General features: G+C 65.3%; 26 protein-coding genes and 1 tRNA gene. 19 read left to right on the top strand and 8 right to left on the bottom strand.

What is annotated here, in order from left to right; translation table 11 throughout:
- Positions 1 to 80 precede the first annotated feature (80 nt).
- Together FCF25_RS05480 and trmB are read left to right on the top strand one after the other, a co-directional pair.
- On the top strand, positions 81 to 830 hold the full coding sequence (locus FCF25_RS05480) for a proteasome assembly chaperone family protein (protein WP_117595138.1): 750 nt from the start codon (positions 81 to 83) through the stop codon (positions 828 to 830).
- A gap of 143 nt (positions 831 to 973) precedes the next feature.
- The gene (gene trmB, locus FCF25_RS05475; RefSeq protein WP_117595137.1) at positions 974 to 2,065 is read left to right on the top strand and encodes an HTH-type sugar sensing transcriptional regulator TrmB; all 1,092 of its coding nucleotides are present in this window, start codon (positions 974 to 976) and stop codon (positions 2,063 to 2,065) included.
- A gap of 10 nt (positions 2,066 to 2,075) precedes the next feature.
- On the opposite strand, the gene FCF25_RS05470 is transcribed toward trmB, so the two are convergent.
- Positions 2,076 to 3,071, bottom strand: coding sequence for a hypothetical protein (locus FCF25_RS05470; protein ID WP_137047571.1), 996 nt, complete (start codon positions 3,069 to 3,071; stop codon positions 2,076 to 2,078).
- Between the two features lie 109 nt (positions 3,072 to 3,180).
- On the opposite strand from FCF25_RS05470, the gene FCF25_RS05465 reads away from it, so the two are divergent.
- The 8 genes from FCF25_RS05465 (at position 3,181) to FCF25_RS05430 (ending at position 11,557) form a co-directional block, all read left to right on the top strand.
- A complete protein-coding gene (locus FCF25_RS05465; RefSeq protein ID WP_117595135.1) occupies positions 3,181 to 4,167 on the top strand; it encodes an aldo/keto reductase in 987 nt (328 codons plus the stop codon).
- A 243-nt stretch (positions 4,168 to 4,410) separates the two neighbouring features.
- Positions 4,411 to 5,880: an extracellular solute-binding protein gene (locus FCF25_RS05460; RefSeq protein WP_254425902.1), complete on the top strand. Its 1,470-nt coding sequence runs from the start codon at positions 4,411 to 4,413 to the stop codon at positions 5,878 to 5,880.
- Positions 5,881 to 5,991: 111 nt separating this feature from the next.
- Complete coding sequence (locus FCF25_RS05455; RefSeq protein ID WP_198665724.1) at positions 5,992 to 6,936, top strand: carbohydrate ABC transporter permease; 945 nt, start codon at positions 5,992 to 5,994, stop codon at positions 6,934 to 6,936.
- Position 6,937: 1 nt separating this feature from the next.
- Positions 6,938 to 7,921 (top strand): carbohydrate ABC transporter permease, encoded by a 984-nt coding sequence (locus tag FCF25_RS05450; RefSeq protein WP_117595132.1) that lies wholly within the window; start codon positions 6,938 to 6,940, stop codon positions 7,919 to 7,921.
- Positions 7,922 to 7,925: 4 nt separating this feature from the next.
- Entirely contained in the window at positions 7,926 to 9,110 is a 1,185-nt protein-coding gene (locus FCF25_RS05445) for an ABC transporter ATP-binding protein (RefSeq protein ID WP_117595131.1), read from the top strand.
- Between the two features lie 19 nt (positions 9,111 to 9,129).
- A complete protein-coding gene (locus tag FCF25_RS05440) occupies positions 9,130 to 9,333 on the top strand; it encodes a hypothetical protein (protein WP_137047567.1) in 204 nt (67 codons plus the stop codon).
- A gap of 53 nt (positions 9,334 to 9,386) precedes the next feature.
- Complete coding sequence (locus FCF25_RS05435) at positions 9,387 to 10,481, top strand: Gfo/Idh/MocA family protein (protein WP_117595129.1); 1,095 nt, start codon at positions 9,387 to 9,389, stop codon at positions 10,479 to 10,481.
- Between the two features lie 107 nt (positions 10,482 to 10,588).
- A complete protein-coding gene (locus tag FCF25_RS05430; RefSeq protein WP_137047565.1) occupies positions 10,589 to 11,557 on the top strand; it encodes a sugar phosphate isomerase/epimerase in 969 nt (322 codons plus the stop codon).
- Between the two features lie 21 nt (positions 11,558 to 11,578).
- Here FCF25_RS05430 and FCF25_RS05425 read toward each other — a convergent pair whose 3' ends face one another.
- On the bottom strand, positions 11,579 to 12,052 hold the full coding sequence (locus tag FCF25_RS05425) for an NUDIX hydrolase (protein WP_137047563.1): 474 nt from the start codon (positions 12,050 to 12,052) through the stop codon (positions 11,579 to 11,581).
- A 76-nt stretch (positions 12,053 to 12,128) separates the two neighbouring features.
- Here FCF25_RS05425 and FCF25_RS05420 point away from each other — a divergent pair, with 76 nt between their 5' ends.
- Positions 12,129 to 13,241 (top strand): Gfo/Idh/MocA family protein, encoded by a 1,113-nt coding sequence (locus FCF25_RS05420; RefSeq protein ID WP_137047561.1) that lies wholly within the window; start codon positions 12,129 to 12,131, stop codon positions 13,239 to 13,241.
- A 14-nt stretch (positions 13,242 to 13,255) separates the two neighbouring features.
- Here the strand turns inward: FCF25_RS05420 and FCF25_RS05415 are convergent, their stop codons facing one another.
- A complete protein-coding gene (locus FCF25_RS05415) occupies positions 13,256 to 14,104 on the bottom strand; it encodes a translation initiation factor eIF-2B (RefSeq protein WP_117595125.1) in 849 nt (282 codons plus the stop codon).
- A gap of 108 nt (positions 14,105 to 14,212) precedes the next feature.
- Here FCF25_RS05415 and FCF25_RS05410 point away from each other — a divergent pair, with 108 nt between their 5' ends.
- Positions 14,213 to 14,725 carry a hypothetical protein gene (locus FCF25_RS05410; RefSeq protein WP_137047560.1) on the top strand — a complete coding sequence of 171 codons (513 nt, stop codon included), beginning with the start codon at positions 14,213 to 14,215 and terminating at the stop codon, positions 14,723 to 14,725.
- 40 nt (positions 14,726 to 14,765) lie between these two features.
- Positions 14,766 to 15,017, top strand: a complete 252-nt coding sequence (locus tag FCF25_RS05405; protein WP_137047559.1) for a hypothetical protein — start codon at positions 14,766 to 14,768, stop codon at positions 15,015 to 15,017.
- Between the two features lie 198 nt (positions 15,018 to 15,215).
- Here FCF25_RS05405 and FCF25_RS05400 read toward each other — a convergent pair whose 3' ends face one another.
- The 4 genes from FCF25_RS05400 to FCF25_RS05385 form a co-directional block, all read right to left on the bottom strand.
- Positions 15,216 to 16,676, bottom strand: coding sequence for an RtcB family protein (locus tag FCF25_RS05400; RefSeq protein WP_137047558.1), 1,461 nt, complete (start codon positions 16,674 to 16,676; stop codon positions 15,216 to 15,218).
- 141 nt (positions 16,677 to 16,817) lie between these two features.
- Positions 16,818 to 17,900, bottom strand: coding sequence for a DoxX family protein (locus tag FCF25_RS05395; RefSeq protein ID WP_137047557.1), 1,083 nt, complete (start codon positions 17,898 to 17,900; stop codon positions 16,818 to 16,820).
- 141 nt (positions 17,901 to 18,041) lie between these two features.
- The gene (locus FCF25_RS05390) at positions 18,042 to 18,452 is read right to left on the bottom strand and encodes an archease (protein WP_137047556.1); all 411 of its coding nucleotides are present in this window, start codon (positions 18,450 to 18,452) and stop codon (positions 18,042 to 18,044) included.
- A gap of 25 nt (positions 18,453 to 18,477) precedes the next feature.
- Entirely contained in the window at positions 18,478 to 19,359 is an 882-nt protein-coding gene (locus FCF25_RS05385) for a DUF502 domain-containing protein (protein WP_117595120.1), read from the bottom strand.
- Positions 19,360 to 19,472: 113 nt separating this feature from the next.
- Here FCF25_RS05385 and FCF25_RS05380 point away from each other — a divergent pair, with 113 nt between their 5' ends.
- From FCF25_RS05380 to purF, 4 genes are all read left to right on the top strand, one after another.
- On the top strand, positions 19,473 to 19,949 hold the full coding sequence (locus FCF25_RS05380; protein WP_117595119.1) for an N-acetyltransferase: 477 nt from the start codon (positions 19,473 to 19,475) through the stop codon (positions 19,947 to 19,949).
- A gap of 123 nt (positions 19,950 to 20,072) precedes the next feature.
- Positions 20,073 to 20,309 carry an LSM domain-containing protein gene (locus tag FCF25_RS05375; RefSeq protein WP_117595118.1) on the top strand — a complete coding sequence of 79 codons (237 nt, stop codon included), beginning with the start codon at positions 20,073 to 20,075 and terminating at the stop codon, positions 20,307 to 20,309.
- The gene (locus FCF25_RS05370) at positions 20,306 to 20,479 is read left to right on the top strand and encodes a 50S ribosomal protein L37e (protein WP_117595117.1); all 174 of its coding nucleotides are present in this window, start codon (positions 20,306 to 20,308) and stop codon (positions 20,477 to 20,479) included. Before FCF25_RS05375 ends, FCF25_RS05370 begins: the two co-directional genes overlap by 4 nt.
- A gap of 270 nt (positions 20,480 to 20,749) precedes the next feature.
- On the top strand, positions 20,750 to 22,258 hold the full coding sequence (gene purF, locus FCF25_RS05365; RefSeq protein WP_117595116.1) for an amidophosphoribosyltransferase: 1,509 nt from the start codon (positions 20,750 to 20,752) through the stop codon (positions 22,256 to 22,258).
- A gap of 72 nt (positions 22,259 to 22,330) precedes the next feature.
- Here purF and FCF25_RS05360 read toward each other — a convergent pair whose 3' ends face one another.
- Positions 22,331 to 22,891 (bottom strand): DUF420 domain-containing protein, encoded by a 561-nt coding sequence (locus FCF25_RS05360; protein ID WP_137047555.1) that lies wholly within the window; start codon positions 22,889 to 22,891, stop codon positions 22,331 to 22,333.
- A 190-nt stretch (positions 22,892 to 23,081) separates the two neighbouring features.
- On the opposite strand from FCF25_RS05360, the gene FCF25_RS05355 reads away from it, so the two are divergent.
- Both FCF25_RS05355 and FCF25_RS05350 read left to right on the top strand, forming a co-directional pair.
- Positions 23,082 to 23,166: transfer RNA gene (locus FCF25_RS05355), tRNA-Leu, on the top strand.
- 483 nt (positions 23,167 to 23,649) lie between these two features.
- Positions 23,650 to 24,597, top strand: coding sequence for a hypothetical protein (locus FCF25_RS05350; RefSeq protein ID WP_137047554.1), 948 nt, complete (start codon positions 23,650 to 23,652; stop codon positions 24,595 to 24,597).
- Positions 24,598 to 24,619: the final 22 nt, after the last annotated feature.

Below are 24,619 nucleotides of genomic sequence, written 5' to 3'. Positions count from 1 at the left end.
GGTGGAGGGCGAACGACGGGCGGCGGAGGGCGAACGACGGACGGCGAATCGCTAAATCCCCGTCCGTCGGTATCTGTGATATGGCCGCTTCGCAACCGACTCCACGACCGACGTTAGACTTCCACGTCACGCACGAAACCGAACCCAGCGAAACGCTCCTGGCGGGCTTTTCGACGTTCGGCCTCGCCGGGCTCACCGCCGTCGACTACCTCGTCGACCACCTCGAACTGGAACAGACGGGCCACATCACCGCCGCCGGTCTCCCCGCCATCACGCCGTTCGAGAACGGTCGACCCCGGCACCACACGCGACTGTTCTCCCGGTCGGACATCGACCTCACCGTGCTCGTCAGCGAACTGTTCGTCCCGGCGGCGGCGGGAAAGATGTTCTCGGACGCGATTCTCGACTGGACGGAGACCGCGAACGTCGAGGAAGTCGCGATTCTCTCGGGCGTGCCGGTTCCGCACGGCCCCGAGCAGCACCGAACCTTCTACATCGCTACCGACGACTACCGGGAGTCCCGGCTCGCCGGAACCGAGGTTCCGCCGATGGGTAACGGCTTCCTCGACGGGACGAACGCGGCGTTCGTCGAACGCGGCCTCTCCTCGCCGCTCGGCGTCTGCGTCTACGTCACGCCGGTCCACGCGCAGGTCCCCGACGTAGAAGCCGCCTTGCGGCTGCTCGACACCGTCGACGAGGTGTACGACCTCGGCGTCGACACCGGTCCGCTCGAAGCGTTCGCAGAGCGCGTCCGACAGTACTACGGCGAACTGGCCGAGCGCATCGAGACCCGCGAGAGCGACACGGCCGAAGACCGAATGTACATGTAGCGCCACCGCTGCGGGGGACGTAGACCAGAACGTTGATAGCCGGTTGCGCCGAACGTTCAAGCAGCCCACACAACGTGTTTTCGGAACCGTGTGCTACTCATATTATAGTAAATCACTTACGTACGGAGTGTGGCCCGTTCATCATGGTCGACGACCTCCGACTCACGATGGAGCGTGTCGGCGAGCGCTTCAACCTCGGCGAGTACGAGATTGACGCGTACCTCGCCGTCTTGGAACACGGGCAACTGACCGCGAGCGAAATCGCCGACCGGACCGACATCCCGCAACCGCGGGTGTACGACACGGTTCGGAGCCTCGCCGACCGGGGACTCGTCGAACTCCGGGAGTCGCGGCCGATGAAGATCGTCGCGGTCGACCCCGAGAACGCCTTCGGCAACTTCCGGGACTCGTTCACCGAGATGGTCGAGGAACTCGGCGCGCGCTACACCGCCCCCGCACGCGAGACGGAGGCCGTCTCGCTCGTCAAATCGCGGTCGACGATTCTCCGCTACATCGAGGAGATCATCGACTCCGCCGAGTTCGAACTCGTGCTCTCGCTGACGCCGGACCTGCTCCAGCGCTTTCACGAGGATCTGGTCGCGGCGACCGACGACGGCGTGAGCATCGACCTGCTCGTCACGCCCGCCTCGCAAGCGCCCGACCCCGCGGAGTTCGACTACGCGGACGTCTGTACCATCGCACGAACCCGCCGAGGTATCACGACGCCCGTCTTGGCCGTCGCCGACGGCGAGTACTCCATCTACGCGACGCAGGACGCCCTCCGCGACGACCGCGACCGCTACGGCGTCATCTTCAACCGCTCGGCGCTCGGCTTTCTGGTCTCCGGCTTCTTCGGGACTGTCCTCTGGACGACGGCGGAGACGCTCACCGCCGACGGGAAGAACCGCCCCTTCCCCCGGCGCTACGCCTCGATTCGCCGCGCGGTGAAGGATATCCGCGACCTCGACGGCGAGTTCTACGCGACCGTCGAGGGCCGCGACATCGAGACCGGTGACCCGGTCGTCGTCGAGGGCCGAGTCGTCGACCTCGCCTTCGAGGACACCGAGGAAGTCGCCTCGCTCGTCGTCGAAACCGAAGACGGACCCGTCCACGTCGGCGGGCTGGTCGCGGCGCTCGAAGACGTCGAAGGTCAGGACATCCGCATCGGTCGCGAGGAGCCGCCGGGACGCGCCGAGCGACTCCGCGACGGCGCACAGCGCGCAGACGACGACTGATTCTCTCGGTTCAGAACTCGTACAGCAGTTCGTCGCACTCCGCGCAGGCGAGCACCGCGATATCGGGCGAATCGTAGACGCCCATCGTCCCGCCGCAGCAGTTCCGCACCGTCGTCTCCTCGACGCTCCCGCCGCAAACCGGACACTCCGGCAGGAACATTCGGAGCGGATTCGCCGCCTGTGCGGCCACGCCGTCGTCGACGCCGCGCGACCGGAGCGCTCGAACGGCGGCCGTCTCCGAGATCGCCACCGACTCCGAGAGCCACGTCTTCGCCCCGTCGGCTTCGAGAACGACCCACTCGTCGTCGAGGTCCCACGTCGCCTCCGCGGGCATGGCGCCCGCGGCCGCGGCGGCGAGGGTTTCGCGGTCGCCGTCGCGCAACTCGGCCAACTCGGCGCTCCACTCGTCGGCGAACGCGTCGGTGAGGTACAGTTCGCCGTCGTCGGTGAACACGCCCGCAGCGCCGAGTTCGTGGACGAGCGCGTCGCCGTCGACGTCGTCGTCGGCCAACGCGTCCGAGCGCCGAGTCTCGGCGTCGTCGCCGTCGTCCGCGTTGTCGGTGTCGTCGTCCGCGTTGTCGGTGTCGTCGCCGGAGTCGTCGTCGTCCGCGTCGCCAGTGTCGTCGGAATCTCCGTCTACAGCGCCGATGCGACCGGTTTCGACGTCGTCGCCGCCGGCGTCCGCGTCTGTCCCCGCCTCGGCGCTTCCGCCGTTGCCGACGTCGCTGAGACTACCGCTGCCGTCGTCGACGCCGTAGTCCGGCCCGAAGTCGAGGGGGAGACGAGCCACGAGTTTCGGCGCGAACGCCGGCGTGTACGGCACCGCGTAGCCGCGGAGGTAGACGAGGCCGGCGCCGACGAGGCCGACGAGAATCGAGAGTCCGTACGAGAACGGCGCGAGCAGCAGACAGACGACCGCGATAATCGCGGCGTTGACCCCGGTACACGGCCAACAACGACGCTCGCCGGTGTACTCGGGTCGCCGGACAGTGTCGAACAGTGGCATACCGACGAGTGGTCGCCGGGGTGACTTGAGGGTTCTGCCGCGCCGTCGCCCGATTCACATTTCGCCGCCGCCTCCAACACTTTTGCCGTTGGTCACCGAATCTCACGGTATGACGGAGATGGAGTACACGAAACTCGGAACTACGGGACTCGAAGTGTCCCGGTTCTGTCTCGGCTGTATGAACTTCGGGTCGGACGCGGAGTGGATGATGGACGACGAGGAGGCGAGCATCGAGCTCATCCACCGCGCGCTGGACCTCGGTATCAACTTCCTCGACACCGCGAACGTCTACTCGCGCGGCGAGAGCGAGGAGATAGTCGGGAAGGCCATCGAGGGGCGTAACCGCGACGAACTGGTCGTCGCCACCAAAGTGTTCGGCGAGATGGGCGACTACCCGAACGGACAGGGACTCTCCCGAAAACACATCCTCGACCAGGCGGAGGCGAGTCTGGAGCGCCTGGGAACCGACTACATCGACCTCTACCAGATTCACCGCTGGGACGACGAGACGCCCATCGAGGAGACGCTGTCGGCGCTCGACCACCTCGTCGAGACGGGCAAAGTGCGCTACATCGGCGCGAGCACGATGACCAGCTACCAGTTCACGAAGGCGCTGTACAAGAGCGATATCGAGGACTACGAGCGCTTCACCTGCATGCAGCCGGAGTACAACGCCGTGGACCGCCACGAGGAGGCGAATCTCCTACCCGTTTGCGAGGGCGAAGGTATCGGTGTCATCCCGTGGTCACCGCTGGCGGGCGGTTTCCTGACCGGGAAGTACGAGCGCGACGGCGACATCGAAGAGGGACTCCGTGCTGACACCGACGAGTACACGCAGGACCGCTTTACCGACGAGAACTGGGCGGTACTCGACGAGATTCGCGGCATCGCCGACGAGAAGGGGGTCTCGCCGGTACAGGTGTCGCTCGCGTGGTTGCTGCACAAACCGGTCGTCACCGCGCCCATCATCGGTCCGCGGAGCATCGACCACCTCGAAGAGAACGTCGAGGCGCTCGACGTGAGCCTCACCGACGCGGAAATGGAGCGAATCGAATCGCCGAAGACGCCCCACTGGCCGGTCGAACATAAAAATTGAACCACTCCATAACGCACGGTAGAGTGAGATTGACTCGATGTGGCCCCGATTAACGCTGCAGAAAACCGGTGACAGAGCCCTCGGAGGGGCTGAATACCACGAGTCAGTTAATTCACTACAACAGACGTAGTAACTGTGCCGAAAGTATAAATAAGTCCTATACCAAGAACTCAAACTGTAATGGTCGATGCTGACTCACGTGACAAGTCGAAGCGGCGAAGTGGTGTCTCCCGACGACGGTTCGTGCAGGCTGCCGGTACGTCCGGCGTCGCACTCGGCCTCGCCGGATGTATTCAGAGCCAGGACGACGGTGGCAACGGCGGTGGCAACGACAGCGGCGGGAACGGGAGCGCCGAACAACTCGACCCGGGTGCAGTGGACAACGAAGTCACCGTCCAGTGGGCGGCGGACTCCCGCGTCGCGGACAACGTCGACCGCATCACCGAGGCCCTGCGGAACGCCGGGTTGCCGGAGAACATCTCCATCGACATCCTCGGCGGGTCGCAGGTGACCGACGACCGGCAGAACCAGTATCAGACGTGGCTCAACTCCGGACAGGAGGAGCCGACGCTCCTGATGACCGACAGCGGGTGGACGATTCCGTTCATCGTCCGCGACCAACTGCAGAACCTCAGTCAATCGCTGCCGAGCGACTGGATATCGCAGGTCAACGACAACTACTTCGGTGCGAGCGTCGAGACGGCGAAACACCCCGACTCGGACGACCTGTACGCGATTCCGCTGTTCCCCGACTTCCCGACGATCCAGTACCGGAAGGACCTCGTCACCGACGCCGGCTACGACCCCGAGGGACAGAACTGGGCGACCGAGTCGATGACGTGGCAGGAGTTCAACAACATGATCGCCGACGTCGTCTCGCAGAACGACGACGTCGAGATGGGCTTCAACTTCCAGGCGGCGTCCTACGAGGGACTGTCGTGCTGTGACTTCAACGAGTTCATCACCGGCTGGGGCGGCGCGTACTTCGGCGACCACAGCAACCTGTTCGGTCCGGTCGGCGACCGGCCCATCACCGTCAACGAGGAGCCCGTTCTGCAGTCCATCCGGATGATCCGGACGTTCATCCACGGGCAGGACGACGAGCACTCGCTCGACGGCTACCAGAAGATCTCGCCCGAGGCCGTCCTCCAGTGGCAGGAGGACCCCTCGAAGGCGCCGTTCGACAACGGCAACGCGGTCGCGCTCCGCAACTGGCCGTACTCCATCGTCGAGAACGGCGCCGAGGAGAACTACGGCGAGGACCTCGGCGTGATGCCGATTCCGTACGCCGTGACGCCGGACGAAGCCGAGTACGAGGGCACCGGCGGTCCCTCGGCCGCGCTCGGCGGCTGGCACATCTCGATGAACCCGAACTCGAGCACCGAGAAGAAGAACGCCGCCGCGGCCGTCATTCAGACGATGATGACCGACGAGTTCAACCTCGCGATGTTCGAGATTCTCGGGTGGATCCCGCCGAAACCGGAACTGCTCAACTCCGACCGCGCGGCGGAGGTGCCCGTCATCGGCCGCTACCTCGAACAGCTTCGCGTCGCCGGTGAGAACGCCGTTCCGCGACCGGTCACGGCCGTCTGGTCCCAGCAGTCCGACCAGATCGCCCAGGAGGTCAACTCCACGTACGCCCAGCAGAAGGCGCCCGAGGACGCGATGTCGAGTCTGGAGTCCACCCTCGAGCAGATCGAACAGAACGCCTAAGCGCCTGCCTCTCAACGTTAATACTTGTTACCAATGGCCACAGAACAGGAATCTCAGGGGACTGTTCGCGACGGTTCACGGTCCGGTCCGTACGTCTCTACAGTCCGCTGGATGGAAAACCTGAGCGAGACGGCGTACGCGTACTTGCTGCTCGTGCCAGCGCTGATACTGCTGCTGGTAATCGCAGTGTACCCGCTCGTCACGACGTTCTGGATGTCGCTGTTCGCCGACGCGTTGTCGGGTTCGGCTAATCTCGGTCAGTTCGTCGGTATCAACAACTACGTCGAACTCCTGACGAACCAACGAAGCTACGCGCTCCCGTCGGCGTTCATGCCCACGTCGCTGACGCCGAACGGGATATTCGCGAGCGCACTCGGCGTGACGCTGATATTCACGTTCGTGAGCGTCTTCTTCGAGACGATCATCGGATTCGGACAGGCGCTCGTCCTCGACCAGGAGTTCCGCGGTCGGCGCTGGGTTCGCGTCGCCATCATCATCCCGTGGGCGGTGCCCATCGTCATCCAGGGGATGATCTTCTACCTGCTGTTCCAGCCCGGAATCGGTTTCCTCATCGGCACGAGCGACAACCCGACGCTGCTCAATCAACTCACGTGGATCGGGACGACGCCGCTGGCGAACACGGTGGACGCGACGACTATCATCATCGTCGCCGACATCTGGAAAACGTCGGCGTTCATGGCGTTGCTCATCCTCGCCGGGTTGCAGAGTATCGACCGCTCGCTGTACGACGTCGCGAAGGTCGCCGGCGCGTCGAAGTGGCAGCAGTTCAAGATGATCACGCTGCCGCTCATCATGCCGACGGTTCTGGTTGCGATGCTGTTCCGCACCATCGCGGCGATGCGCGTCTACGGCATCATCGAGACGACGTCGGCCTGTACGACGGTGCCGTCGCTGTCGTGTCTGGTCGTCACGAGCTTCAACCAACGCGCGTACGGGACCGCGGCGTCCGTCGCGTTCATCACAGCCGCCATCATCGGCATCGCGGTGTCCGTCTACATCGTGAAGTTCGCCGACGCTGAAGGAGGTGGATTCTGAGATGGGAAGCGAACCACAGACCGGCGACTCGACGACCATCGGCACCGGCGGCGACCGCGAACTGACGCGCGGGCCGTTCAGCCGCTGGGTCAGCAGTTCGATAAAGAACCCCGAGCGGACGTACCGTGCGATGTTCTACGTCCTGACCACGTTCTTCCTGCTCACGACGCTGTTCCCGTTCTACTGGCTGCTCGTGCTGTCGCTGACGCCGCCGCGGGCGCTGCAGAACGTCGGGCTCTACCCGCCGGGCGGGACGCTCAACTTCGAGTCGTTCATCGTCGTGTTCCAGCGCGTGCCGTTCCACATCTTCATGTTCAACAGCTTCGTGTTGGGCATCCTGACGACGGTCATCGTCCTGCTGCTGGCGAGCCTCGCGGGCTACGTCTTCGGTCGCCTCCGGTTCCCCGGACGCGGACCGTTGATGCTCGCCATCCTCGCCATCTCGTACTTCCCGCCGGCGGCGTTCCTGCTGCCGCTGTACAACCTCTTCACGGGGAACGTGGCCGTCGGCATCCCCGGAACGGGTCTCGCCGTCGGTTTCCCGGAGCTGTACAACACGCCGGGAGCGATGGTGTTGCCGTTCAGCGCGCTGTTCATGCCGCTATCGATCTTCATCCTCACGACCTTCTACGGGCAGATTCCCGACGGGTTGGAGGACGCCGCCCGCGTCGAAGGAACGACGCGACTCGGCGCGCTGTTCCGCGTCATCATTCCGCTGTCGGCGCCCGGTGTGGCGACGGCGGGCGTGCTCACGTTCATCAGCGTCTACAACGAGTTCTTCTTCTCGTTTTTGATGAACAACGGCGAACCCGGAAGCTGGGCCCCGCTCGTCGCGGGCATCATCGGCTTGCAGGGGCAGTACGACACGCCGTACCACCTGATGGCGGCGGCGAGTATCATCGGCGTGCTGCCGGTGGCCATCCTGGTCATCGTCGCACAGGAGAAAATCGTCAGCGGGCTCACGGCAGGAGCACTCAAGGAGTAAGACAATGGGAGACGTAAAACTCGAACACGTGACGAAACGGTACGAAGACGTAACGGCAGTCGACGACATGAACGTACACATCAGAGACGGGGAGTTCGTTTGCCTCGTCGGTCCGTCCGGCTGCGGGAAGTCGACGACCATGGAGATGGTGGCCGGGCTGACCAAACCCACGGAGGGGTCCATCTACATCGGCGACCGAGAGGTGACGAACCTCCCGCCGAAAGACCGCGGGGTGGCGATGGTGTTCCAGAACATCGCGCTGTTCCCGCACATGGACGTGTACGACAACATCAGCTTCGGCCTCCGGCTCCGCGACTACGAGAAGGAGGAGATCGACCGCCGCGTCGAACGCGCCTCCGACATCGTCCAACTGGAGGGGATGTTAGACCGCATGCCCGACGAGATGTCCGGCGGCCAGCGCCAGCGCGTCGCCATCGCCCGCGCCATCGTTCGCAACCCTGACGTGTTCCTGATGGACGAGCCGCTGGCGAACCTCGACGCGAAACTACGCGTCCACATGCGGACCGAGCTCCAGCGCCTGCACAAGGAACTGGACACCACCATAATCTACGTCACGCACGACCAGGCGGAGGCGATGACGATGTCGGACCGCATCGCCGTCCTCGACGGCGGCCAGCTCCAGCAGATAGATCCGCCGCTGACCTGCTACAACGAACCGCAGAACCTCTTCGTCGCGGGGTTCATCGGGTCGCCGGCGATGAACTTCCTCGACGGCACCGTCACCCAACAGGGCTTCGAGCACGACACCGGCGTCACCGTCGAGTTCGACCCCGCACAGATGGGCGTCGAGGTCGGCCAGGAGGTGACCCTCGGCGTCCGTCCCGAGGACGTCTACCCAATCGACCAGTCGAGCTCGGTCTCGCACCCCTCGATGAGCATCGAGACGACGACCGACGTCCTCGAACCGATGGGCGACGAGATATTCGTCTACCTGCTGTTGGACGACGACGGGTCGAGCATGGATATGGAGGCCGCTCAGCAGAACCAGCTGCTGATGAGCGTCGACCCCGACAGCGACATCGTCGAGGACCAAGAGTTCGACGTCGTCCTCGACCGGAGCAGGATTCACCTCTTCGACACCGCGTCGGGTCAGGCCATCCAGCACGGTCTGGTGAAGTTGACCAGCCCGGAGAACGTCACCGAGACCGGCGCGGAAAGCGACGACTGAACACCACACCACACCACAGATGGTCACCGAACTCGGACTGCTGTACATCGGGATGGTGACCCTGCTGTTCTTCTTCTGGGCGTACGGCATCGTGTCGTTCGTCCTGGATCTGAAGAACGTCATCATCCCCAAAGGGCGGCAGTTCCTGCGCGGCAGACGACGAATCAAGGAACAGGAAAAACAAGAGGAAGAGCGTGAAGAGCGCGAGCGTCAGTTGTACTGACAACACATGGAACGTGACGCTTAACACGTGTTGTAGTAAACGAGGAGTAGAGAATGACTTCGGACACGCCAGTACGGGTCGGGGTAGTCGGCCTCGGTAACATCGGCCACTACCACGCCGACCGGTTGACGGATTTGGGCGCGACGCTCGTCGGCGGCATGGACATCCAGGCCGACGCTCGACGACGCTTCGCCGAGAAGTACGGCGTCGAGGCGTACGACGACAAGTACGAACTGTTCGACGACGTCGACGCCGTCATCGTAACGACGCCGAACCGCTTTCACGAGGAGTACGCCGTCGCGGCGCTGGACGCCGGCATCGACGTGCTGTTGGAGAAACCGCTCGCGCACAACTTAGAGAGCGCCGAGCGCATCGCCGCCGCCGCCGAGGCGTCGGAGGCGCTCTGCATGGTCGGGTTCAACAACCGCTTCGCCAACCCGGTTCAGGTGATCAAGAGCTACCAGCGCGACGGCGAGTTCGGCGAGATGCAGCACGTCGAGGCCAACTACGTCCGCCGTCGCGGCATCCCCGGTCGCGGCTCGTGGTTCACCTCCAAGGATATCGCCGGCGGCGGCGCGCTCATCGACATCGGCGTCCACGCCATCGACCTCGCGCTCTACTTCCTCGACTTCCCCGAGATCGTCGAGGTGTCGGGCGTCACCCGCTCGCAGTTCGGCAACCAGGACGACTACGCCTTCGTCGAGATGTGGGGTGAGGACATCGGCCCGGAAGGGTTCGACGTCGACGACTCCGCGAGCGCCTTCATCCGCTCGGCGGACGGCCAGACCATCTCGCTGGAAGTCGCGTGGGCGACGAACCGACCGACGAACGACGAGTTCGTCCTCCGGGGCTCGGAGGCCGGGGCGCGCTTCGACCGCGCGAGCCACGAACTGACGCTCTACGAGACGGGTAAGGACGGCACCGACCACCTGCGCGACACCGACATCCAGACGCAGGCCAACGACACCCACAAATCCGAACAGCGCCTGTTTCTCGAAGCCGTCGCCTCCGGCAACCACCCCGAGCGGAACACCGTCGAACAGGGGCTGGCCGTCCAGCGCGTCATCGACGCCATCTACCGCTCCTCGGCGGAGGGGAAGGCGATTCGTCTCGACGCCGGGTCCGAGGCCGCGCCCGAACTCGACTGAGTCGGTTCCGCGGGAGAACGCGTCCCGACGCGTGTCCGACGGTTTCGGTCCCTCCTCTCGTTGCGCCCTCCTGAAGTTTTATCGACGCCCTGAACGTAACAACGGACATGGACATCGGAGTACTCACCGTCCCCCTGGGCGGCCAGTCGCTCGAAGAAGCGCTCGACTACCTCGACGACATCGGCGTCTCCGCGGTCGAACTCGGCGTCGGCGGTTACCCCGGCGAGGCGCACGTCGACCGGCGGGAGCTGCTCGACGACGAGAGCGCCCGCGAGGAGTTGCTCGAACTCGTCGACGGCCACGACATGTACATCAGCGCGCTGGCGACGCACAACAATCCGCTGCACCCCGACGAGGAGACGGCCGACGAAGCCGACACCGAACTCCGCGAGGCCGTCGAACTCGCCGACGAGCTCGACGTCGACGCGGTCACCTGCTTCTCGGGTCTGCCCGCCGGCGGTCCCGACGACGAGGTGCCGAACTGGATCACCGCGCCGTGGCCGACCGAGCACGCCGACGCCCACGAGTACCAGTGGGACGTCGCCACCGACTACTGGTCGGGACTCTCGAACCACGCCGCCGACCACGGCGTCCAGCTCGCCATCGAGATGCACCCGAACATGCTCGTCTACGAACCGTCGGGGATGCTGCGCCTGCGCGAGGCGACCAACCAGTACGTCGGCGCGAACTTCGACCCCTCCCACCTCTACTGGCAGGGCATCGACGTGCTCGCCGCGATCCGGTATCTCGGCGAAGCGGGGGCCATCCACCACGTCCACGCGAAGGACACCCGCGTCTACGACGACCGGTCCCGAATCAAGGGAGTCCTCGACACCACGTCGTACACCGAGGAACCCGACCGCTCGTGGCTGTTCCGCACCGTCGGTTACGGCCACGGCGAGGAGCACTGGAAGGACGTGGTGTCGACGCTCCGGATGGTCGGCTACGACGGCGCGCTCTCCATCGAGCACGAGGACTCGCTCACCTCGTCCCGCGAGGGGCTCGAAAAGGCGGTCGAACTGCTCCAGCGGTCGGTGTTCGAGACGACGCCCGGCGAGGCGTACTGGGCGGAGTGAGCGGTCGGCGGTCGACGCTTTTCAGAGAACGCTCGGCAGCGTTTCGGGGAACAGCGTCTCTCCCGCTTCGGTGAACTCCGACAGCGGTTTCCACAGGCAGTCGAGGTCCTCGCCGGTGTCGGGTTCGTGGGCCGTAAACGAGTCCATCTGGTAGGGCCACTGCTGGACGAACTCCGCGCCGTAGACGCGCTGAATCTCGTGGCACTGCTCGCCGTCGACGGTGAACACTCCCTCGAACGTCCCGAGCTCGTGAACTCTCGTCAGTTCGACCTCCAGCTCCTCGCGGAACTCGCGGCGAAGCGCGTCGACGCTGTGTTCGCCGAACTCGACGCCGCCGCCGAGCGGTCGGTAGTACGTCCCCGACTCCTCGGACGCCGCCTCGAAGACGAGGAGTTCGTCGTCGCGGCGGACGACGCCGAGGGCGACGACGCGAATCCGTTCGTCGGCGTCTCGGCTGCTGCCGTGCGGCGATTCGACGGAGGACAGGTCGCTCATGACCCGACGAAGACCCCACCCCCGCAAGAAACTGCCGGATATGAAACCCTAAGCCGCCGCCGCGTGAAGTTGGCTCATGGCTCTGACAGTCGGTATGCTCGGCTATCGGTTCATGGGACAGGCACACTCGAACGCGTTGGCGCGCCTCCCGATGTTCTTCCCGGACGCGCCCGAGGTGGTTCGCCACACGCTCGTCGGCCGCGACGAGGAGGCGCTGGCGGACGCCGCCGACCGCTTCGGCTTCGAGCACACCGCCACCGACTGGGAGGACGTCGTCGACGAGGTGGACGTGTTCTACAACCTCGGGCCGAACCACCTCCACGCCGACCCCTCCATCGCGGCGCTGGAAGCCGGGAAACACGTCCTCTGCGAGAAACCGCTCGCGCCGACGCTCGACGAAGCCGAACGGATGCGCGACGCCGCCGCCGACGCGGAGGGCGTCGCCGGCTGCGCGTTCAACTACCGGTTCATCCCCGCCATCCAATATGCCAAAAAGCTCATCGACGACGGCGAACTCGGCGAAATTCGCCACGTCGACGGCCGGTACATGCAGGACTGGCTCGCCGACCCCGACGCGCCGTGGGCGTGGCGGATGGACAAAGACCTCGCCGGCAGCGGCGCGCTCGGCGACCTCGGCGCGCACACCGTCGACCTCGCGCGCTTCCTCGTCGGCGAGCAGGCCGGCGACATCGCCGAGGTGAGCGGAAGCCTTCGAACGTTCGTCGAGGAGCGCCCGGTTCCCGGCGAGGACGAGACGCGCCCCGTCACCGTCGACGACGCCTACACCGCCGAAGCGGAGTTCGAGAACGGCGCGATGGGGACGTTCGAGGCCTCTCGCGTCGCCACCGGCCACAAGAACGACCACACGATTCGCGTCCACGGGTCGAAAGGGAGCCTGCAGTTCTCGCTCGAACGCATCAACGAACTGGAGTTGCTCAGAGAGGGTAACCGCGGCTACGAGACCATCCTCGTCACCGACGAGGACGACCCCTACGTCGAACACTGGTGGCCGCCGGGCCACGTCCTCGGCTGGGAGCACACGTTCGTCCACGAGAACTACGAGTTCCTAAGCGCGGCCGACTCGGGCAGCGAGTTCCACCCGTCGTTCGAGGACGCCTACGAGGTCCAGCGGGTGCTCGACGCTATCGAGCGGAGTGACGAAAACGGCGAGCGGGTCGCGCTCGACTGAGTGGTCGAGATTTTTCAGTAGTGCCGCGTCTGCTCGTCGGTGATAACCTCGTCGATGAGCGAGACGGGCGTCGCGTCGTAGGCGGGGTTGTCGATACTGAAACCCTCGGCCGGTTCCAGCATCACCTCGGCGGGCGAGCGGAACTCGTTCTCGAACCGGAAGCCGTCCTCGATTATCTTCGCGCCGGAGCCGACGATGGTGACCGGGACGCCGACCTCGTTTGCCGCGGCGACGATCGGGAACGTGCCGATTCGGTTGTACAGCACGTCGTCGACGATGCAGTCCATCCCGATGATGACGCGGTCGCACTCTTCTAACACGTAGCCCGAGGCGCTGTCGACGATGAGGTGGGTATCGACGCGGTCCATCGACGCGAGCGTCCGCGCGGTCTTGCGTCCGAGGTACCGCGGCCGCGCCTCCGTCGCGTACGCCGTCAGTTCGATTCCGTCCCTGACGGCGATTTCGACCGCTTCGAGGACGGTCGAGGAGTAGTCGTGGGTGAGGAACGTCTCGCCGTCCTCGAACGTCTCGGCGGCGGTCTCGGCGGCGCGGCGCTTGCCGCGTTCGACGTCCTCGACGACGCGCTCTATCGTCTCTCGCGTCCGCGCCTTCGCCTCGTCCACCGTGTCGGTCTCGTCGACGACGCTCTCTGTGACCTCTCGCATCGCGTTGTACAGCGAGGCGTGCGAGGGGTTCGCCCGACGGAGCGCTCCCGCGTTCCGTTCGAGGTCGCGCTCGTACTCTTCGAGCGTCGCGAACTCCCTGTCGAGTAGCTCCGAGAGCGCCCGCGTGGCCTTGACGGCGACGACGGAGGAACTGTGGGTCTGCATCTCCCGGATTTCCTCGACCGTCTCGTCTATCATACTCGAACCTCTGCCCCTCGGTGCAAAGAGTTTCCGGAAGGCGGAGAGCGGTTCCTCCATCCGCCGACCGCCGCGAAACCCAAGTGCCAGCGGTCCCTACGGAACGCGATGAGTTTCACCGTCACCTACTACTGCCCGCACTGCGAGACGCTCGTCGAACTCGAACGCGACGAGTATCTCGCGGACAAGGCGGTCACGCCGTACCCGCTGGAAGGCTGGGAGTACGCGACCCCCGACGACGCCTACGAGGACGCAGACGGGGTAAAACTCGACTGCGGCGAGAGCGACGCCTCCTCGGTGACGTTCAGGCCGAAGGGGTGGATACCAGGCGACGGGAGCGCCGAAAACGTCGAGAACGCCGAGAGCACCGAGAGTGCCGAGAGTGCCGAGAGAGCGGCGGGAGGCGGTAACGCCGGCGACGAAGTCGACGAACCGACGGGAGCGGACGGCGACGGCCAAATCGGCTGTGGCCGCGCGTACTACCTGAGCTACGTCAAATACGCCGACGGACAGGAACTCGACCCGCGTCGCCCCTCGGAGTTCGTCGACATCGGCGGAGACGGCCGAACTGGGCCGCGTGAGCCGTCTGGACCGCCGGGTCCGGGTGGCTTCTGGTCCTGAACCGTCTGACGGAGTGCCTAATCTATTGGGCAGTGGTGGTATGCCGTCGGAACCAGTCTGTAGGAGTACGATGGATTCCCGAAACCCGAAACGTCGGAACACCCGACGCCCTCCACGCGTCGAACGTGGAGTTGGGAACGAGCACGCCACGGAATCGAGCGGTGCGGAAGTGACGTGTGCGTTCGACGAGGTAGACGGAGAGAAATCGCTCGTCGTCGCCGACATCGGCCGCGACGACGCGTGGCTCGCGATGAGTGCATCAACCTGCGTCGAAGTCGGTTCTTGGCGGTGATCGTCATGTCTGAAACACTCTCACGAGACTACAGTAGCATCCGTTCGAACCTGCAGCGACTGAACTCGCGAGTCAGAATCCCGTCGCGCGAACACGCGCCCGAACCGGCTCGTTACGACTGAGTCGCGTCTCACGCGGCGGACGCTGCGAAACGGCGCTCCGAGCGACGGTGTGAGAGCCGACCGTCGACGGCGGTTCTCACCCTTTGATGTTGCAGACCGGGTAGGTTCGCGCAACCTTGTCGCCGATGCCGAGCGCGTCGGAGACGCGGACCACCTCGTCGACGTCCTTGTAGACGCCCGGCGCTTCCTCGGCGACGGTCGCGCCGCTCTGGGCCTTCACGTAGATGCTGTTCCGGTCGCGGAGCTCCGTCTGTACCGTCTCGCCCCAGTACTCCTTTTTCGCGCGGGTTCGACTCATCACCCGGCCCGCGCCGTGGGCCGTCGACCCGAACGACAGCGACAGCGACTCCTCGCCGCCTCGGAGCACGTAGCTCCCCGCCCCCATGCTTCCGGGGATGATGACGGGTTGTCCGACGTCGCGGTACGCCTTCGGAACCTCGGGGTGACCCGCCGGAAACGCCCGCGTCGCACCCTTGCGGTGGACGTACAGTTCGCGCTCCTGGCCGTCTACGTCGTGGTGCTCCTTCTTGGCGATGTTGTGGGCGACGTCGTACAGCAGTTCCATCTCCATCGCCTCCCAGTCGCGGCCGAAGACGCGCTCGAACACCTCACGGGTGCGGTGCATCACCAACTGCCGATTCGTCCACGCGAAGTTGATGGCGGCGCACATCGCGCCGTAGTACGCCTCGGCCAGTTCGCTTCCCGCGGGCGCGGCGGCCAGTTCCCTGTCGGGTAACTCCGCGAGCAGGTCGCCGTGGCGCTTCTCTATCTTCCGGAGGTAGTCGTTGCACACCTGGTGGCCGAGGCCGCGACTGCCGCAGTGTATGAGCACGACAATCTGGTCCTCGGCGAGTCCGTACGCGTCGGCGACGTCCTCGCGGAACACGTCGGTGACGCGCTGGACCTCCAGAAAGTGGTTGCCGGAGCCGAGACTCCCCAACTGGTTCTTGCCTCTGTTCTTCGCCTTCTCCGACACCGCGTCGGAGTCGGCGTCCGGTCGCCGCCCCTCGTCCTCGCAGTGCAGGAGGTCGTCCTCGACGGCGTACCCCGCTTCGAGCGCCCAGTCGACGCCGCGCTCCAAGACGGCGTCCACCGTATCGACGTCGGATTCGACGACGCCGCCGCCGCCGAGTCCCGAGGGAATCGCCCGGAACAGCGCGTCGACCAACCCCTCCTCGTGACCCTGCAGGTCGTCGTAGGAGAGGTTGGTCTTCATCATCCTGACGCCGCAGTTTATGTCGTACCCGACCGCTCCCGGCGATATACAGCCGTTTTCGACATCCGTCGCCCCCACGCCGCCGACGGGGAAACCGTAGCCCTGGTGGCCGTCGGGCATGCAGAGCGCGTGTTTCGTCATCCCCGGCAGGTGCGTCGCGTTCTTCAGTTGTTGGAGCGTCCTGTCGTCGCCGATCTGTTCGAGTAGCTTCTCGCTGGCGAGGACGCGAGCGGGGACGCGCATCCCGTCCTCCCGCGGAATCTCCCAGACGTACTCTCGGACCCGTTCGAGACGGATGCCGTCGAACTCGCGCGTCGTCATGTGGCAGTGTAGCACGAGAGTCGGTGAATACGTTGCCCCGAGTCGTCTCCGCTGACCGTCCGCCAGACGTACGTGTTCGACCGGCGGTCGGCCTCAGTCGCCACCGGTCTCAATCGCCTCCGGTCTCAGTCGCCACCGATCTCAGTCGCCACCGGTCTCGGTCCGCGGCGACGTCCGTTCCGAACGGGTCTCCCGCGCCATCCACGCGTCGAACGAGAACGGCCCGCCCCCGGTGACCAGCAGCGCCGAGACCAGACCGAAAAGCGAGATGTGCGCCAGCACCGGGTCGTCGGGCAGTCCGAACAGCGTCGTCGTGAAGAGGCCGAACGCGACGAGCGACGACGCGCGCGTGAACGCGCCGAAAAGCAGCGCGAGACCGACGACTGCCTCGGCGAGTCCGGCGCCGACGACCCACAGTTCGGGGAGGACGGGAACGACGGCGGTGAGGTCGTACTTCTCGACGACGGCGAGCGCCTCGACGGGGTTCATCAGTTTCTGCGCCACTCCGAGATAGACGAACGACAGGCCCATGCCGACGCGCAGAATCGTCGGGACGAACGGACGGTACGGCGCGATGCGGCGCTCGAAGGGGACGGCGACGCGCCGGTAGAAGGGGTCGACGCGCGAGTAGAGCGTCCGGTCGTCGTCGGCCATCCGCGCGATGAGCTGGTCGGCGCTCGGACGGCCGCCGCCGACGAGCACGATGGCGAGGAACGCCGGGACGTACTCGAAGGCCAAGAAGAGCTCCGGACGGAACGCCAGGCCGACGAGGTACCCGACGAGACCGACGACGGCGGCGAGACGGGTTGCCAGCCCGAAGAGGAGCAGAAAGCCGACGGCGACGCCGAACAGGCGGGTCGGCGCGGGTACCAGCGGCGTGAAGAAGTAGCCCGCGAAGCCCGCCCCCACGAGCGGGAGGCCGACGCTCAACCGGAGCAGCCACGGCAGCAGGTCGCGGTAGTCGTCCATCACCGCGCGGAACGCGCGGATGTCGTCGCCCGCGGGCCGGTATCGGAGATACCCCGCGGCGGCGACGACGACCCCGCCACCGGTCCCGAGGATCAGCGCGAGACTCAGCGGGTCGGACGCGACGGTCGCCAGCAGGCGGACGGCGTTGCCCGCGCCCCCGCCGTCGACGACGTATTTCACGTGTGCACTCGCGACACCGGGTGACAGGAGCAACGCGGCGGTTGCGAACGCCGCCTGCAGCGTATGGCGTCTCATGGTCGAACCTCCGAAGCCGACGCTTCTAAATCCTACGCACGTGTCCGCTTTCGGCGGAAAAATGGACGAACGTCCGTGACGGATGCGCGACCCGACTCCCGCATCTGCCGACTCTTCGCGAGAGTCCGACGCGAATTCGGGTCAGACGTCGAAGACGACGTACGCGCGCCAGCCGCCCGCGGTCTCTTCCAGTCTCATCTCCGAGTAGGTGACGGCTTTCACCTCGCGCGCGCCGAGACCCGACAGCGGGACGCCGCGAGCGTCGGCGTCGACGACCCACTCGTCGTCGTCGCGGCGGACCGTCGCGCGGTTCTCGACGGGGAGCACCGCTCGGACGTCGCGTTCGTAGATGAGTTCGTCCAGGTAGTCGAACAGCGCCGCCTCGCGGCTCTCGGCGCGGACGCGCAGCGAAAACCGGTCGCCCGCGTCGGGAATCGTCTCGCACATCGCCGCCGCGAGACCGTCGGCGACGGCCCCGAAGACGGCATCGAGCGTCGGCGCCGAGGCCGCGACGGCCACGTCCGCCGTGTGCTCGCGCAGTTCGTAGCTCACGTACGAACGGTCGGCGGCCGCGGTATTATTCGCTGTCGCCGCTCCGCGTAGCGAGTCCGCCGCCGTCGCCGTCGACGGCGCGTTTCCCGCTCGTCTCGGGGTCGAGTCCGTCGTTCGACTCGTCGGCGCCGTCGCCCGCCGAGTGCTCCGGCTCCGCGTTCGCCTGTATCGCCGAGAGACTCCGGAGTTGGCTCTCCGAGAGTCCGACCTCCGTCCCGGAGGCCGAGCCGATGGCGACGCCGCTGGTCACGATGGCGCGAACGCCCTCCTCGACGGTCATCTCGACGTCGTGGACTTTCGAGGCCGGGACGTGGACGAGGTGACCGCCCATCACCGGGTTCGGTGCGAGCGGGAGAAACATCGTCAGCATCTCGTCGTGGTCGGTGCTGTCGGTGAGTTGTCGCGGCGTCTCCGTGGTGACGAAGCCGAGCGTGTAGACGCCGTCGGCGGGGAACTCGACCAGTTTCACGTCGCGGAAGTTCTGAACGTCGCTCTCCAGCACCACGTCGCTCATCTGTCGGAAACTGTCGTACACCGCGCCGACGCCGGGGACCGCGCCGAGGACGGCGTCGAAGTAGTCGACGGCGCGTTCGCCGTACTTCGAGCCTTCGACGACGAAGCCGACGAAGAGGACGAAGCCGAACAGCACGACGGGCGTGAGCAGTTCGATGGCCAACTCCCGGTCGACGTACTGTGCGGTCGGGACGTTCGACGTCCACGGGAGTTGTATGAGAAAGTCCGAGAGGAGGTCGAGATACTTCGAGACGATATCGAGCGCGACCATGAAGACGACGACGGTGATAACGAGCGGAATCACGACCGCGACACCGGAGACGACGGCGTCTCTCACCCGTGTCTCTATCGACCGCTTGACGCGCCGTTCGACGCCCGGCCGTGACTCATCCATACTACTCCACACGCCAGTACGTCACTAAAGAACTTCTTCAGTGGACTGTCAGACACCGGAGAAGGTCGTCCGGGACGGTGGACTTATAACTACCTCGATTCTACGGTGTGGTAGTGAGCGTCAACGTCGAACTGCGCGTCGACAAGCCCGGGCAAGCCCAGTACGGGGAGGACGCTTGGGCGCTGAAAGAGCGCATCCACGAGCGGGAGGACGTGCTGAAACAGCGACGCGGCTTCTTCATGGACGCGTACCGGCGCTCGAAGACGCATCTGTTCTACGAGGACGAACGGCTCGTCGGCTTCGTCTCGACGCGGCGCGACGGCTACATCCTCTTTCTGGCCGTCGCTCCCGAGGTTCGCGGCGAGGGGTACGGTCAACGGTTGGTCGCCACCGTCGCCGACGAGCACCGGACGGTGACCTGCCACGCGCGGACGACGAACACGGCGGCGCTCGACTTCTACGAACACATCGGTTTCGAGGTGAGCCGCCGCATCGACAACTACTACGAGGACGGCGGCAACGCCTACTACCTTCGACTCGGCGAGAACGGCGGGATTCGCGAGAAACTCTCGGAGTTCGTCCGCCGGTGAGCGCGGTCCGGGACCGACGACAGACCAAGACGACCCCGCGAGCCACGGCGAACCGTGACACGGGACCGCGATTTCGACGTTGCATCCGGTATTTTTAATAGTCAAACCAGTGGCGTACAGGGTATGAGCGGACGACCCCTCGACGTACTCGAGGCATCTCTGAACGAGCCGGTCACCGTGCAGCTGAAGGACGGTACCTCCTACTTCGGCACGTTGGCGGGCTACGACCAGCACATGAACGTCGTACTCGAGGAGAGCCTCGAAGACGACGACGACGGGCTCCTCGGTGGCCTCGACGTCGAGGAAGTCGAAGACACAACGATTATACGCGGCGATAACGTGGTCACGATAACAGCATGACGGGAGCAGGAACCCCGAGTCAGGGCAAGAAGAACAAGACGACGCACGTCAAATGTCGTCGCTGTGGCGAGAAGTCCTACCACGTGAAGAAGAAGGTCTGCTCGTCCTGCGGCTTCGGCAAGTCGGCGAAACGTCGCGAGTACGCGTGGCAGTCGAAAGCGGGCGAGTAACCCCGCTTCCTGCGACGTTCTTTCTCTCTCAGCTACTTCCCGAAGCGACGGCTATCGTCCCCGTTTCGGCGTTTGGCTCCGCGTTCTCCTCCGACTGCCACCAGCGACGTCTCTAACCGAAAGACGGCGACCGGTGCCCGAGTGGACACGCGTCGCCGTGGCGGTCGGTCGGCGATTGTTTGACCACGATTGTGCATATATATGGTCGGCAGCAGCCGAAATACAGCACAACCACGGGTGTTTTTACCCGTGGGCCTCACACTCACTCCTATGCATCAGGGGCGGGATATCCGTCGAGTCGGAGACGGTCTCAACGAGAAGTGCGGTGTCGTCGGCGTGTCGCTCGACGAACGCGAGGCCGCGCGGCCGTTGTACTACTCGCTGTACGCGCTCCAACACCGCGGTCAGGAGTCGGCGGGTATCGTCACCCACGACGGGTTCCAACAGCACAGCCACGTGGAGATGGGTCTCGTCGGCGACGTGTTCGACGAGGAGTCGCTGTCGACGCTCCGCGGCACCGCCGGTATCGGCCACGTCCGGTATCCGACGGCGGGCGGCGTCAACAGCTGCTGTGCGCAACCGTTCGCCGTCTCGTTCAAATCCGGTTCGTTGGGCCTCGCCCACAACGGCAACCTCGTCAACGCCGACGAACTCCGCTCGGAACTGGAGAACCTCGGCCACGCGTTCACCTCCGAGGGCGACACCGAAGTCATCGCCCACGACCTCGCGCGAAACCTCCTCGAATCCGACCTCGTCCGCGCCGTCAAACGCACGATGGAGCGAATCCACGGCTCCTACGCGCTCACCATCAGCCACGACGACACCGTCTTGGGCGTTCGAGACCCCGAGGGCAATCGCCCGCTCTGTATCGGTAAAGTCGACGGCGGCTACGTCATCGCCTCCGAGTCGGCCGCCATCGACACCCTCGACGGCGAACTCGTCCGCGACGTGCGACCGGGCGAACTCGTCGTCCTCGAAAACGACGGCAGCGGCTTCGACTCTTACCAACTCGTCGAGAAGGAGAACTCCGCGCACTGCTTCTTCGAGCACGTCTACTTCTCTCGACCCGACTCGGTCATCGACGGGACGCTCGTCTACGAGGTCCGGCGGAATCTCGGCCGCGCGCTCTGGGAGGAGAGCGGCGTCGAGACCGACGTGGTGATGCCCGTCCCCGACTCCGGGCGCGCCTTCGCCACCGGCTACGCCGAGGCGGCGGGCGAGACGACCGCCGCCGGCGAACCGCGGGCGGAGGACGACGACGGCGTTGAGTTCGCCGAGGGGTTGATGAAAAACCGGTACGTCGGTCGGACGTTCATCATGCCGACGCAGGACGAACGCGAACGCGCGGTTCGGCTGAAGCTGAACCCGATTCGCAGCACCGTCGAGGGTAAGACCGTGACGCTCATCGACGACAGCATCGTCCGCGGCACGACGTCGACGCAGTTGGTCGAACTCCTGCGCGACGCCGGGGCCGAGGAGGTCCACATGCGCATCGGTGCGCCGCCCATCGTCGCGCCCTGTTACATGGGCATCGACATGCACACCCGCGGAGAACTCATCGCCGCGGACCGCTCCGTCGCGGAGGTCCGCGACGAGATCGGCGCGGACAGTCTCGGGTATCTCTCTATCGACTCTATCGCCGACTGTCTCCGGAAATCGCGCGCGGACCTCTGTCTCGGCTGCGTCACCGGCGAGTATCCGTACGACATCGACGGCGAGACGGCCGACCGCGACGTGACCCGCCCGGCTATCGACGCGGAAGCGCCCGCCGACGACTGAGGCTCGCCGCTCCCTCACTCAGCCTGTGAAAACACCGACGGTGAGCAACGAGTGCGGGCGCGTCTCGGGCCGTCAGTACACGACGTAGAGGAGCACGTAGACGACGTTGCCGAGGACGAACGAGACGAGCCACAGCGCCGCCGCAACGCGCCCGATCCGCTTGTGTCGAGTGCCGTAAATCTGCGAGGTGGGACGGGTCAGAGCCAACAGTAGCACGTAGTACAGAAGCGGGATGCAGACGATAGCGAGTATCACGTGAACCGCGAGCGTCGGCAGGTAGACCCACTGATTTACCGCGGCGGGACCGGGGAACTCCTGCGTACCCTGCGAGATGACTTTGTACAGGTAGAGGACGAGAAACGTCGCGAACAACACGACGGTGGTGAGCATCAGCGTCCGATGGCTCTCGACGTCGCCGCGGCGGATCGCGCGGACGCCGAGGATAATCGTCCCGATAGCGACGGTGCTGATGACCGTGTTGACGTGGGGAATTGCGTCGTACAGCGGTTGCGGAGCCGTCGGAAGCAACACGTCGGGTATCGCACCGAGCGCCGCGCCGAAGACCAGGCCGAGCGACACGAGCGTCAGGATGGCGGTCGTCGCCGGAACGTGGTCTCTGACACGAAGTTCCATGCTCGAACTGTGTGTTCGGGCATCAAAACGGTTGCTCTGTCGACGCCCTCTGGTCGGCGCACCGACGCTCCGCGAACGCGACGACGCATCGGGGAAACCACCACACTGCGAACGGGCGGCACGCCGCCGCCGAAAGGAAGGGCTTTTAACGAACCGTGCGAAACGGAGGAGTGCAGTAAGACACGCGCGAGCGTGGGTAGCCAAGCCAGGCCAACGGCGCAGCGTTGAGGGCGCTGTCCTGTAGAGGTCCGCCGGTTCAAATCCGGTCCCACGCATCGCAAGGGCGGAACGACGTTCCGCCGAAACGAGGCGGCGTAGCCGCCGAGTACGATGCAGGTGCTAACCCCTCAAAGGGACAAGCACCCACGCACAATCCTTTCCAGAACTACACCGAAAAGCCGGGGCTCTCGGCTACCGAGAGGGGGACGAGCGCGGACGGCACTTCACATGCCAAGAGAGACAGCATTCGCGCCGGTAGGCTCCATCTACCGGGCCATTTTACCGCATGATGCGACACACTGTCACGCCCTCCCAAAGGTTTGAACTCCAACGTATCAGTGCCGTTATCTCGTGACTACCGACGCGTCGGAACCGAGCGGTCGTCGCCTACCGTCGTTCACTGTCGCCCACTTGCCACCCCGCGCAAAACAGTTGGCGACTAACAATGTGCTCTGAGATAATAGTTCAGTTCGTATGACTGCATTGGCAGGTACCGAACGCGATGGCTAGGCTACACGCCGGGCAGTGGGGTTCCGACCGTGAGACTCGTCGATTTCTCGATGCGACAGTACGAGCGGTTACTCGACGCGGCACTGGTCGGAGGATACGAGTTCCTGACCGTCCGCGAGTATCTACTCGCCGACGAAGGCGAGTTGCCCGAGCGGTTCGTCATCATGCGCCACGACGTCGACCGACGGGCGGAGCTGTCGTACGCGATGGCGAACGCCGAGGCGGTCCGCGGTATCTCGGCGAGCCACTACTTCCGGACGTACACCTTCGACGGCCCGGAAGCGAGGCGACTCGTCGAGATGGGCCACGAAGTCGGCTACCACTACGAAGACCTCTCGAAGACGCGAGGCGACGTCGAAGCCGCGCACGACCGCTTTGCGAGGAACTTGGAGACGTTTCGCGCGTTCGTCCCGGTCGACACCGTCTGCGCGCACGGCAGTCCGCTCTCGCCGCAACACAACGCCTCGATGTGGGAGGAGGGACCGTCGCTGGAGTCGTACGGTCTCGTCGGCGAAGGGGCGTACTCCATCGACACCGGGCGCAACAGCACCGACGAGCTACGGTACGTCTCCGACACCGGCCGAGACTGGGACGTCGAAGTCGACGGCTGGGGGACGCTTCACTCGACCGCCGAGGTCGCCGAGATGCTCGAAGCCGGCGGCTACCCGCACCTCTACGTGTTGGCGCACCCCGGCCGCTGGTCGCGCACCCGACGAGGGATGGCGCACCGAATCGCGTGGGACCTCGCCGCCGAGAGCGCGAAAGTCGCCGTCAAGTTCCCGAAGACGGCGATGCGGACAGTCACTCGACAGAGCGGCGCTCCCGGGTTGATCCCGACGGCGTCCGATTCGGCGTCGACGCCCGAGGAGACGCCGGCCGAGGAACCCGCTGCCGAGGCGTCCGCTGCCGGGGGCGCGGTCGACGAGAACGCCGACTCCGAGCCACGAAGCGACCCGGTCACACGGACCGCCGACTGAGTCCGGGGCCGCCGACTGAATC

Source organism: Haloprofundus sp. MHR1, from assembly GCF_005155585.1.
GTDB classification, from domain to species: domain Archaea; phylum Halobacteriota; class Halobacteria; order Halobacteriales; family Haloferacaceae; genus Haloprofundus; species Haloprofundus halophilus.
Note: the sequence above shows the minus strand (reverse complement) of the source record. Positions and strands in the feature narration are given on the sequence as shown.